The following is a 12,010-nucleotide window of genomic DNA, read 5'->3' as shown; positions in this document are numbered from 1 at the left end:
AGGGCCCGGCAGGCAGCTCCGTAGGCTCGTCCCCATGGCTCGTTCCGCGACCCGCAAGCGCTCCGCTGCCCCTGCCGCCGATGGCGGCGTCAACCCCAAGGCGCCGTGCCCGTGCGGCTCGGGCCGCCGGTACAAGCACTGCCACGGCTCGGGTTACGCGCCGCCGGTGACCCGTCCCTTCGAGGGGCTGCCCGGCGAGCCGCACTGGGTGGCCCTGCGGGAGCTGGTGCCCGCGGCCACGGTGCCGCTGCGGACGACCGACGGCCGGGACGTGACCCTGGCCAGCGTCCTGCCCGGCGGCGCCCCTGCGCTGGTGCGGGCCAACGGGGAGATCCTGCTCGGCGTCCAGCTGCAGACCTCCTCCGACGACGTCAGCCGCGACCTCGGGACGGCGCTCGCCGCGGCCCTCGAGGCGCCCACCGGTGCGCCGGTCGACCCCGGACCGATCGGCGGCGCGGGCTCGGCCGGGCCGCGGCTGCAGGAGCTGCTCGACCTCGACGCCCCCTTCGAGGTCACCGTGCACCCCGACTTCGGCTTCTGGCTGGAGGGCACCGAGCCCTCGGCGGCGGCGAAGGCCGGGCTCGAGCAGGCGAACGCCGCGGTGCTGCCCACCGAGCTGCTGCCCGGCCTGGGTGCCGCCTACTGGGTGCGCCCCGGGGGCGAGCGGGCGCACCTGCGCTGGGTGCGGCCGGAGCCCGAGGAGCGGCTGCTCGACGCGCTGGCCCGGCTGCGGGCGGCCGAGCGGGTCACCCTCGGGGAGCAGACCCGCTACGCCGGGGCCTTCCGTGCCCACGGTCTCGTCGTCCCCGTGTGGGACCTGCCCGCCGGCACCCCGGCCGCCGACTGGACCGGCCCGGCCACCGAGTTCCAGGCCCGGCTGGAGGAGGCGCTGGCCGTGACCGACCCCCTGACGGCCGACGAGCGCCGGGCCCGCGCCGGCCTGCTCTCCCGGCAGATCACCCTGCGCTGAGCCGCGCCCGCCCCGGCGGGACCCCGGCTGCCGACGCCCCTGCCCCGTCCACCCCGGTGGGCGGGGCAGGCGCACGCCGGGGCCGACGCCGGGGTGCGGGAGGGCTCGGCCGCGTCCCCGGACGCCGCTCGCGGGACGTCGCCGGCGCAGCCCGTCCGGCGCTGTCCCGGAGGCCGTGGGACGGCGGATGTCACCGGGCAGTGCTGCCGTTCGCGACGCACGGCGACCCGGAACGGACGCATTGCACCCAAACGGCTGGGGCGTTACGAGACCGTGACGCCGGATTGGCCGCGAGGGGTTGACGGCCCCCCGTTGTTAACGCTCACACTGATCCCGCTCGCCAGGGGCGGGCCTGCGCCGGGTCGAGCGCGCAGAAGTCTCGAGGAGGAGATCACGTGAGCAGAAGGCTCGGCTTCGCCGCCGTCAGCGCCACCCTGGCGCTCACGCTGGCGGCGTGTGGCGGCGAGGGTGCCGGTGGCAGCGGAGGTGCCGGTGGTGGCGCCGAGGCGGAGGAGCTGACGATCGGCGTCTCGATGCCGACCCAGACCTCCGAGCGCTGGATCGCCGACGGCAACAACGTCAAGGAGCAGCTGGAGGGCGAGGGCTACACCGTCGACCTGCAGTACGCCAACGACGACATCCCGACGCAGTCGCAGCAGATCGACCAGATGATCACCGAGGGTGCCGACATCCTCGTCATCGCGGCGATCGACGGCACGGCGCTCGCGGGCCAGCTGGAGAACGCGGCGTCCAACAACATCCCGGTCATCTCGTACGACCGGCTCATCCGTGACAGCGAGAACGTCGACTTCTACGTCACGTTCGACAACTTCCAGGTGGGCGTGGCCCAGGCCAACGCCCTGCTGACCGGCCTGGGCGTGCTCAACGCCGACGGCTCGGCGGGCAGCGCGACCGGCCCGTTCAACATCGAGCTGTTCGCCGGCTCGCTGGACGACAACAACGCCTTCTTCTTCTTCAACGGCGCCATGTCGGTCCTGCAGCCCAAGATCGACGACGGCACGCTGGTCGTGAAGTCGGGTCAGACCGACATCGAGCAGGCCGCGATCCTGCGCTGGCAGCAGGAGACCGCCCAGCGGCGGATGGAGGACCTGCTGACCTCCACCTACAACGACGGCTCGCGCGTCGACGGCGTCCTGTCGCCGTACGACGGTCTGTCCCGCGGCATCCTCACCGCGCTGCAGAACGCCGGCTACGGCCCGAACCTCGACTCCCCGAACCCGATGCCGGTCGTCACCGGTCAGGACGCGGAGATCGCCTCGGTCAAGCTCATCGCCGACGGTGTCCAGAGCTCCACGATCTTCAAGGACACCCGCCTGCTGGCCGAGCAGGCCGTCGCCGCCGCCTCCGCGTTCGCCGAGGGCAACGAGCCCGAGGCCAACGACACGGAGACCTACGACAACGGCGTCAAGGTCGTCCCGTCGTACCTGCTCCCGGTCGAGACGGTCTACGCGGACAACATCCAGTCCGTGCTGATCGACTCCGGCTACTGGACCCAGGAAGAGGTCGCCAGCGGCCAGGCGGACTGACCTCCGCCCCCCGAGTCCCGGCCGGGCTCGGCAGCCACTGCTGCCGGGCCCGGCCGGTACCACCCCGGGACGACGTCCCATCTGAGCTGCCCACCCCGACCGGGCGGGGGCACACTCTCTCCACCATCCCGCGGGCGCGCCCTGTTGCACGGCAGGGGCACCGACGACAGGACGACGAGGTCCCATGGACGACTACATCCTGGAGATGCGCTCCATCACCAAGACGTTTCCCGGCGTGAAGGCGCTGTCGGACGTGAACCTGAAGGTCCGCCGCGGCGAGATCCACGCGATCTGCGGCGAGAACGGCGCCGGGAAGTCGACGCTGATGAAGGTGCTGTCGGGGGTCTACCCGGCCGGCAGCTACGACGGCGAGATCGTCTACGACGGGACCGTCAGCACGTTCAACGGCATCCGCGACAGCGAGCACGTCGGCATCGTGATCATCCACCAGGAGCTCGCCCTGGTGCCCTACCTGTCCATCGCCGAGAACATCTTCCTGGGCAACGAGATCCGCGGCCGCAGCGGGCTCATCGACTGGAACAAGGCCAACGCCCAGGCCGCGCGGCTGCTCGACGAGGTCGGCCTCAAGGAGAACCCGGTCACCCCGGTCGGCCAGCTCGGCGTCGGCAAGCAGCAGCTGGTGGAGATCGCCAAGGCGCTGTCCAAGGACGTGCGGCTGCTGATCCTCGACGAGCCGACCGCCGCGCTGAACGACAACGACTCGGCGCACCTGCTCGACCTGCTCCGGCGGCTCCGGGAGCGCGGGATCACCTGCATCATGATCTCGCACAAGCTCAACGAGATCACCGCGATCGCCGACAACGTCACCGTCATCCGCGACGGCAGGACCGTCGAGACGCTGAGCCTGCACGCGGGCGAGGTCACCCAGGAGCGGATCATCCGCGGGATGGTCGGCCGCGACCTGGAGAGCTACTACCCCGAGCGCGAGTCGCACCCCGGCGAGGAGGTCCTCCGCGTCGAGGACTGGACCGTCTGGCACCCGACGCAGGACCGCAAGATCGTCGACGGGGCCAGCTTCACCGTCCGCGCCGGCGAGGTCGTCGGCATCGCCGGCCTCATGGGCGCCGGGCGCACCGAGCTGGCCATGAGCATCTTCGGCCGCGCCTACGGGCGGAACATCTCCGGCCGTCTCTTCGTGCACGGCAAGGAGATCCGGCCGCGCAACGTCGCCGAGGCGATCGACGCCGGGATCGCCTACGCGACCGAGGACCGCAAGCACTACGGCCTCAACCTCATCGAGGACATCCGGCGCAACATCTCCGCCGCCGCCCTGGACAAGCTCGCCAGCAGGGGCTTCGTCAACGCGAACGAGGAGATCAAGGTCGCCGAGGGCTACCGCAAGAGCATGAACGTCAAGGCCCCCAGCGTCACCTCGGTCGTCGGCAAGCTCTCGGGCGGCAACCAGCAGAAGGTCGTGCTGTCCAAGTGGCTCTACACCGACCCCGAGGTGCTCATCCTCGACGAGCCCACCCGCGGCATCGACGTGGGTGCGAAGTACGAGATCTACACGATCATCAACCGGCTGGTCGCCGACGGTAAGGCGGTGCTCGTCATCTCCTCCGAGCTGCCCGAGCTGCTCGGGATCTGCGACCGGATCTACACGCTGTCCGCGGGCCGGATCACCGGCGAGGTGCCCGTCGCGCAGGCCACCCAGGAGAACCTCATGGAGCTCATGACCAAGGAGAAGGAGCTCGCGGCATGACCAGGACCGCGCCCCCGCGCCCCGAGGCCCCGCAGGAGCCGGCGCAGTCCGCCGCCCTGCACACCGGCACCAGCAACCTCAAGGAGCTGGTGACCCGCAACCTGCGGCAGAGCGGCATCTACGTCGCCTTCGTGGTGATCGTGGCGCTGTTCGCCATCCTCACCGACGGGACGTCGCTGTCCCCGGGCAACGTCACCAACATCGTCCTGCAGTACAGCTACATCCTGATCCTGGCCATCGGCATGGTCATCGTGATCATCGCCGGCCACATCGACCTGTCGGTCGGGTCGGTGGTGGCGCTGACCGGAGCGGTCTCCGCGGTCCTGGTGATCCGGCAGGGGATGCCCTGGTGGGTCGGCGTGCTCGCCGCGATCGCGGTGGGTCTGGCCATCGGCGCGTGGCAGGGCTTCTGGGTGGCCTACGTCGGCATCCCGGCGTTCATCGTGACCCTCGCCGGCATGCTCCTGTTCCGCGGGCTCACCCTGCAGGTGCTCGACAACATCTCGCTGTCGCCGTTCCCGGGTGAGTACGGCCGGATCGCGAGCGGCTTCCTCAACGGGCTCATCGGCGGCAACGGCTACGACGCGTTCACCCTGCTCATCGGTGCGATCGCGGTCGCGGGCTACGCCTTCAGCAGCTTCCGCACCCGTGTCGCCCGGATCCGGTACCAGCAGCCGGTCGAGTCCTTCCCGCTGTTCGTGGCGAGGATCGTCCTGGTCGGCGCCGTCGTGATGTGGTTCGCCTGGCAGCTGGCCCACGCCCGCGGCCTGCCGATCGTGCTGATCATCCTGGCCGTCCTGGTCATCGTCTACGGGATCATCACCCAGCGCACCGTCTTCGGGCGCCAGGTGTACGCCATCGGCGGGAACCTCGCGGCCGCGACGCTGTCGGGCGTCAAGGTCCGGGTGGTCAACTTCTGGATCTTCGTCAACATGGGCTTCCTGGCCGCGATCGCCGGTGTCGTCTTCTCGTCGCGGTCCAACGGCGCCCAGCCCAGCGCGGGCAACATGTTCGAGCTCGACGCGATCGCCGCCGCGTTCATCGGTGGCGCCGCCGTCACCGGCGGTGTCGGCACCGTCGTCGGCGCCATGGTCGGTGGTCTGATCATGGCCGTCATGAGCAACGGCATGCAGCTCATGGGCGTCGACCAGTCCATCCAGTCGGTGGTCAAGGGCCTGGTCCTGCTCCTGGCCGTGGCCTTCGACGTCTACAACAAGCGGCGGGCCGGCGCCTCGCGCTGACCTCCCGGGCGGCCCCGCGCGAACCCGCGGGGCCGCCCGCGCCGGAACGGGGCGTCATCCCGGGGCGGGGCGCCCCGTCGACGAGAGGGGTGAGCGTGGAGCCCGAGGGGGCGACCCGGGCGTTGGTCATGTCGGACGTCGCCGCCCGCGCCGGTGTCTCGCACCAGACCGTCTCCCGCGTGATCAACGGGCACCGCAACGTCGCGCCGCAGACCCGCGAGCGGGTGGAGCGCGCGATCCGCGAGCTGGGCTACCGGCCCAACACCGCGGCGCGGGCCCTGGTGACCGGGTCCACCCGCACCATCGGCTTCGTCGTCGTCAACATCAACCAGTACGGGCCGGCGCAGACGCTGGTCGGGCTGGAGCAGGCCGCGCGCACCGCGGGGTACTCCCTGTCGGTGACCGTCCTGGACGAGGCGACCGCGGAGGCGATGCGCGAGGCGGTGGACCGGTTCGTCGGGGCGTCGGTCGACGCGGTGGTCGCGCTGGCCACCTACGACGACGCGGCCGAGGCCCTGCACCAGGTGGACGTGCCGTTGCCGCTGGTCACCGTGCAGAGCGGTGGTGCCGTGGAGGAGCCCGCGGTCGGCGTGGACCAGGTCGCGGGGGCGCGCCTGGCCACCCGCCACCTGCTCGACCTCGGCCACCGGACCGTCCACCACGTCACCGGCCCGGCCGACTCGAAGGAGGCCCGGGACCGCATCGCCGGCTGGCGGACCGAGCTGCGCGCCGCCGGCGCGCCGGTGCCCGCGTACCTGCGCGGCAACTGGACGCCGTCGTCGGGGTACGCGGCCGGCCGCGCGCTGGCCACCCGCATCCGGGACGGCGAGGAGATCACCGCGGTCTTCCTGGCCAACGACCAGATGGCGCTCGGCCTGCTGGCCGCACTCCACGAGGAGGGGCTGGAGGCGCCGCGCGACGTCAGCGTCGTGGGCTTCGACGACCTGCCGGAGGCGCCTTACTTCACCCCGCCCCTGACCACCGTCCGGCAGGACTTCGCCGAGCTGGGCCGGCGCGGGGTCGAGCTGGTGCTGGCCCGTCTCCGGGGCGAGGAGCTGCACCCCGACCCCGTCCCGCCGGCCCTGCTCGTCCGGTCGAGCACCGGGCCGGCGCCGCACCGGGCATGAGGCGGCTGGTCGTGGTGGCGTTGACATCTGACCGCGGGACCCGTCCCGCGGTCCACGGGACCGCTGGGACCGGGCCGGTCACCGGTGGGAGAGAGGGATCCAGGACATGACGATGGACGTCGGCGCCGCGATCGCCGGAGGGCGCACGGCCCTGGGGATCGAGCTCGGATCGACCCGGATCAAGGCGGTGCTGATCGGTCCGGACTCCGCTCCGCTCGCCGTCGGCACCTCCGACTGGGAGAACCAGTTCGTGGACCGGCTGTGGACGTACTCGCTGGACGCCGTCTGGGCCGGTGTGCAGGAGAGCGTCGCGGCCCTGGCGGCGGACGTGCAGCGACGCCACGGGGTCGAGCTGTCCACGGTGGGCGCGCTCGGCGTGTCGGCGATGATGCACGGCTACCTGGCGTTCGACGCCGACGGTGAGCTGCTGACGCCGTTCCGCACCTGGCGCAACACGAACACGGGGGAGTCGGCCGAGCGGCTGAGCGCGGAGTTCGGCCACAACATCCCGCACCGCTGGAGCGTCGCCCACCTCTACCAGGCGATCCTGGACGGCGAGGAACACGTCGGTCGGCTGGACCACCTGACGACCCTGTCCGGGTACGTGCACTGGCGGCTCACCGGCGACAAGGTGCTCGGTGTCGGCGACGCCAGCGGCATGTTCCCGATCGACAGCGACACCGGCGGCTACGACGCCGCGATGCTGGCCCGGTTCGACCAGCTCGCGGCCGAGGCGGGGGTGGAGCTGACCCTGGCGGACCTGCTGCCGACGGTCGCGCGCGCCGGCGAGCCGGCCGGGACGCTGACCGAGGCGGGCGCGCGGCTGCTCGACCCCACCGGGCGGCTGCGCCCCGGCATCCCGCTCTGCCCGCCCGAGGGGGATGCGGGGACGGGGATGGTCGCCACCAACTCGGTCGCCCCGCGCACCGGCAACGTCTCCGCCGGGACGAGCATCTTCGCCATGGTCGTGCTGGAGCACGAGCTGAGCCGGGTGCACCGCGAGCTCGACCTGGTCACCACGCCGGCCGGGGACCCGGTGGCCATGGTCCACTGCAACAACGGGGCCAGCGAACTGGACGCGTGGGCCGGGCTGTTCGCCGAGTTCGCCCGGGCGCTGGGTGTCTCGGCCGACCCGTCGGTCGTCTTCGAGACCCTGTTCACCGCCGCGCTCGGTGGTGCCAGCGACTGCGGTGGCCTGCTGGCGTACAACTACCTCTCCGGCGAGCCGATCACCGACTTCGAGGAGGGGCGGCCGCTGTTCCTGCGGTCCCCGGACAGCAGGTTCGACCTCGCGACCTTCATGCGCACGCACCTGTTCGCCTCCCTGGCCACCCTGCGCATCGGCATGGACGTGCTGCTGGAGACCGAGGGCGTGCGGCTCGACGGGATGTTCGCCCACGGCGGCCTGTTCAAGACCAGGGGCGTGGCCCAGCGCTTCCTGGCCGCGGCGATCGACACGCCGGTCTCCGTCGGTGACGTCGCGGCCGAGGGCGGCGCCTGGGGGATGGCCGTCCTCGCCGCCTTCGCCGCCGAGCGCGCGCCGGAGCAGAGCCTGGCCGACTACCTGGACACCGTGGTCTTCACCGGCACCGCGCTGGAGACCGTCGAGCCCGAGCCGGCCGACGTCGCCGGTTTCGACGCGTTCATGCAGCGCTACGTCGCCGCACTGCCGGTCGAGCGGGCCGCCGTGGACCACGTGGGCATCGGCCACCGGCCGGCCGACCCGCAATCCCCCGACGTCGAGACGACGGCGTCGGCCCTGATCGAGGAGCAGGCATGAACCCACCGACGGCGACGACCGTCCGTACCGAGCGGGGAACGTTCCGCGAGCAGCGTGAGCACGTGGCCCGACTGCACGGCCACCTGACCCGCTACGAGCTGGTCACCTGGACCTCGGGGAACGTCTCGGAGCGGGTGCCCGGCGAGGACCTCTTCGTCATCAAGGGCAGCGGGGTCGAGTACGACGAGCTGACCTGGGAGGGCATCACCGTCTGCGACCTCGACGGCAACGCCGTCGACGGGGTGAAGAAGCCCTCCAGCGACACCGACGCGCACGCCTACGTCTACCGGCACATGCCCGAGGTCAACGGGCAGGTGCACACGCACAGCCCGTACGCCACCGCGTGGGCCGCGCGCGGCGAGGCGATCCCCTGCGTGCTCACCGCGATGGGCGACGAGTTCGGGGGGCCCATCCCGATCGGGCCGTTCGCGCTGATCGGCGACGACTCGATCGGCCAGGGGATCGTGGCCACGCTGCGCGGCTCCCGCTCGCCCGCCGTCCTCATGCAGAACCACGGCGTCTTCACCATCGGTCCTTCCGCGAAGGCCGCGGTCAAGGCGGCCGTCATGACCGAGGACGTCGCCCGCACGGTGCACTTCTCGCGGCAGCTCGGCGAGCCGCTGCCGATCGCGCAGTCCGACATCGACTCGCTCTACAACCGCTACCAGAACGTCTACGGACAGTGAGGAAGGACGCCCCCGTGGTCGCAGACCCGTTCACCGGGCACGAGCTGTGGTTCCTGACGGGCAGCCAGGGGCTGTACGGCGAGGAGACCCTCCAGCAGGTCGCCGAGCAGTCCCAGCGGGTTGCCGCCGCGCTCGACGAGGCCGGTGAGGTCCCGATCCGGGTGGTCTGGAAGCCCGTGCTCACCGACGCCGCCGCCATCCGGCGGGCGATGGGTGAGGCCAACGAGGACCCGACCTGCGTCGGCGTCATCACCTGGATGCACACCTTCTCCCCGGCGAAGATGTGGATCAGCGGGCTCGACGCGCTTCGCAAGCCGCTGCTGCACCTGCACACCCAGGCCGACGCCGCCCTGCCGTGGGCGACGATCGACATGGACTTCATGAACCTCAACCAGGCCGCCCACGGCGACCGGGAGTACGGGTACGTCCTCACCCGGCTGCGCATGCCACGGACGACGGTCGCCGGGCACGTCGCCAACCCGCGGGTGCGGGCCCGGGTCGGGTCGTGGGCCCGGGCCGCGGCCGCCGCGCACGCGGTGCGGTCGCTCAGGGTGGCCCGGTTCGGCGACAACATGCGCAACGTCGCGGTCACCGAGGGGGACAAGGTCGAGGCGGAGATCCGCTTCGGCGTCTCGGTGAACACCTGGGGCGTCAACGACCTGGTCGCCGTGGTGGACGCGGTGGAGGACAAGACGGTCGACGCGCTGGTCCAGGAGTACGGCGACCTCTACGAGTTCGCCGAGGACGCCGGGCCGGGCGGTCCGCAGCACGAGGCGGTGCGGTACCAGGCCCGCATCGAGGCGGCGCTGCGCACCTTCCTCGAGGACGGCGGGTTCGGGGCCTTCACCACGAACTTCGAGGACCTCGGCGGGCTGCGGCAGCTCCCCGGCCTCGCCGTCCAGCGGCTGATGGCCGACGGCTACGGGTTCGGCGGAGAGGGCGACTGGAAGACGGCGGTGCTGCTGCACACCCTCAAGGTCGCCGCCGCCGGGCTGCCCGGGGGCACGTCCTTCATGGAGGACTACACCTACGACCTGGCCACCGACACCCCGACGATCCTCGGCGCGCACATGCTCGAGGTCTGCCCGACCATCGCCGGGGACAGGCCGCGGGTGGAGGTGCACCCGCTGTCGATCGGCGGCCGCGAGGACCCCGCCCGGCTGGTGTTCACCGCGGCCCCGGGCGAGGGCGTCGTCGTGGGCTGGTGCGACCTGGGCGACCGGTTCCGCTGGGTGGCCAACGAGATCGACGTCGTCGAGCCCGCCGAGCCGCTGCCGAACCTGCCCGTGGCGCGCGCGGTCTGGGAGCCGCGCCCGGACTTCGAGACGGCGACCGAGGGCTGGCTGACCGCCGGCGGGCCGCACCACACGGTGCTCTCGACGGCGCTGGGCGCCGAGGAGCTCACCGACCTGGCGGAGGTGTTCTCCACCGAGCTGGTGCTCATCGACGCCGACACCACCCGCCGGTCGCTGGCCAAGGAGCTGCGCTGGTCGGCGGCCTACCACCGGCTGGCCCAGGGGCTGTAACCGCTCGGCACCCCCGTCCCCCGGGACGGCCCGACCCCACCCCTCGGGGAGCTCGTGCTCTGCCTGCCACGTGCATGCAGAGCACGAGCTCCGCGGGGAGAGGGGTGCCCCCGGACGGGCGGCGTCGGCTCAGAGCGGGTCGCGGCGGACCGGGCAGCTCATGCACCGCGGTCCGCCGCGGCCGCTGCCGAGCTCGGAGCCGGCGATCCGGACCACCTCGATCCCGGCGGCCTCCAGCGCGGCGTTGGTGACCGTGTTGCGCTCGTAGGCGACGGTCAGCCGCGGGGCCAGCGCGAGGGTGTTGTTGCCGTCGTCCCACTGCTCGCGCTCGGCGGTGACCGGGTCCAGGCCGGTGTCGATCACCCGCAGCCGGTCGATGGCCATGGCGGTGGCCGCGGCCTCGAGGAACGGCGCCGGGCCGCGCACCACGAGGTCGGTCGTGTCGTCGTCGGCCATCGGGCCGGCCCCGCCCTCCCCGGCCGTCACCGTCCAGGCCACCAGGGAGTCGGCGACCGCGGGGTACATGACCAGCGCGTCGACGTCGACCATCGTGGCGATGGTGTCCAGGTGCATGGTCGCCCGCTGCTGGGCGATCGGGACGACCAGCACCGTGTGCGCGAGTCCGCGGGCGAACACCCGCCGCGCCAGGCGCTCGGCTCCTCCCGGCGTCGTCCGCTCGCCGACGCCCACCGCCACCACCCCCGGCGCCAGCAGCAGGACGTCGCCGCCCTCCAGGTGCTCCAGCGAGGCGTCGTAGAGCTGCTCGGTGCCGGCGAACCGCGGGTGGTGGGCGTAGACGGCGGCGGTGATCGTGCTCTCCCGGTGCCGGGCCGGCATCGCCAGCGACGTGACCGCCACCTGGTCGCCGACCCACACCGACGAGTCGCGGGTGAACAGCAGGTTGGGCAGCGGCCGGACGACGAACTCGTGCCGGTCCATGAGCTCGTAGGACAGGCCGCGCGCGCCGGGCAGCTCGTCGTGGGCCAGCCCGGCGATCAGCGTGGCGGCGAGGTCGTCGGGTGCCAGGCCGGCGAGGTGGGCGGCCGCCGTGCGGGTGAGGGTGGCGCCCAGCCGCGGGTCGTCGACGGCGGCGGCGACCAGCTCGTCCCGCGCGGCGGGGACCTCGAGCACCTCGGTCAGCAGCCGGTCGAGGTGGAGCACCTCGACGCCGCGGGTGGTGAGCTCGGCGGCGAAGCGGTCGTGCTCCTCCTGCGCGCGCGGCACCCAGGGCACGCCGTCGAAGAGCAGCTCGTCGTTGTTGCGCGGGGTCAGCCGCCGCAGCTCGGCACCGGGCCGGTGCAGGAGCACCGTGCGCAGCGGCCCCACCTCGCTGGTCACGCCCGGGACGGCGGTCTCGACGGCGGGTGCGCTCATGGGGCGAGGCTGGCACAGGGAGGCCGCCCGCCGCCG

9 protein-coding genes are annotated in these 12,010 nt (G+C 72.6%); 8 read left to right on the top strand and 1 reads right to left on the bottom strand.

The annotated features are described in order from the left end of the window. Positions 1 to 34: 34 nt before the first annotated feature. The 8 genes from ACI79I_RS02690 to araA all read left to right on the top strand — a co-directional run bounded on the left by ACI79I_RS02690 (position 35) and on the right by araA (position 10,600). Positions 35 to 970 carry a DUF5926 family protein gene (locus ACI79I_RS02690; RefSeq protein ID WP_456990729.1) on the top strand — a complete coding sequence of 312 codons (936 nt, stop codon included), beginning with the start codon at positions 35 to 37 and terminating at the stop codon, positions 968 to 970. A 395-nt stretch (positions 971 to 1,365) separates the two neighbouring features. After that, entirely contained in the window at positions 1,366 to 2,517 is a 1,152-nt protein-coding gene (gene chvE / locus ACI79I_RS02685; protein ID WP_456990728.1) for a multiple monosaccharide ABC transporter substrate-binding protein, read from the top strand. A 184-nt stretch (positions 2,518 to 2,701) separates the two neighbouring features. Further along, positions 2,702 to 4,240, top strand: coding sequence for a multiple monosaccharide ABC transporter ATP-binding protein (mmsA, locus tag ACI79I_RS02680; RefSeq protein ID WP_456990727.1), 1,539 nt, complete (start codon positions 2,702 to 2,704; stop codon positions 4,238 to 4,240). After that, a complete protein-coding gene (gene mmsB / locus ACI79I_RS02675; RefSeq protein ID WP_456990726.1) occupies positions 4,237 to 5,481 on the top strand; it encodes a multiple monosaccharide ABC transporter permease in 1,245 nt (414 codons plus the stop codon). The genes mmsA and mmsB overlap by 4 nt, the downstream gene beginning before the upstream one ends. Positions 5,482 to 5,570: 89 nt before the next feature. Further along, entirely contained in the window at positions 5,571 to 6,608 is a 1,038-nt protein-coding gene (locus ACI79I_RS02670; RefSeq protein WP_456990725.1) for a LacI family DNA-binding transcriptional regulator, read from the top strand. 106 nt (positions 6,609 to 6,714) lie between these two features. Next, entirely contained in the window at positions 6,715 to 8,388 is a 1,674-nt protein-coding gene (locus ACI79I_RS02665; RefSeq protein ID WP_456990724.1) for a xylulokinase, read from the top strand. After that, positions 8,385 to 9,074, top strand: coding sequence for an L-ribulose-5-phosphate 4-epimerase (locus tag ACI79I_RS02660; RefSeq protein WP_456990723.1), 690 nt, complete (start codon positions 8,385 to 8,387; stop codon positions 9,072 to 9,074). Before ACI79I_RS02665 ends, ACI79I_RS02660 begins: the two co-directional genes overlap by 4 nt. A gap of 14 nt (positions 9,075 to 9,088) precedes the next feature. Beyond that, entirely contained in the window at positions 9,089 to 10,600 is a 1,512-nt protein-coding gene (gene araA, locus ACI79I_RS02655; protein ID WP_456990722.1) for an L-arabinose isomerase, read from the top strand. A 129-nt stretch (positions 10,601 to 10,729) separates the two neighbouring features. Here the strand turns inward: araA and ACI79I_RS02650 are convergent, their stop codons facing one another. Then, entirely contained in the window at positions 10,730 to 11,974 is a 1,245-nt protein-coding gene (locus tag ACI79I_RS02650) for an arginine deiminase (protein WP_456990721.1), read from the bottom strand. Positions 11,975 to 12,010: the final 36 nt, after the last annotated feature.

The sequence above is a fragment of the Geodermatophilus sp. SYSU D01105 genome (assembly GCF_054050095.1).
This window is presented reverse-complemented; position numbering and strand designations above follow the sequence as displayed.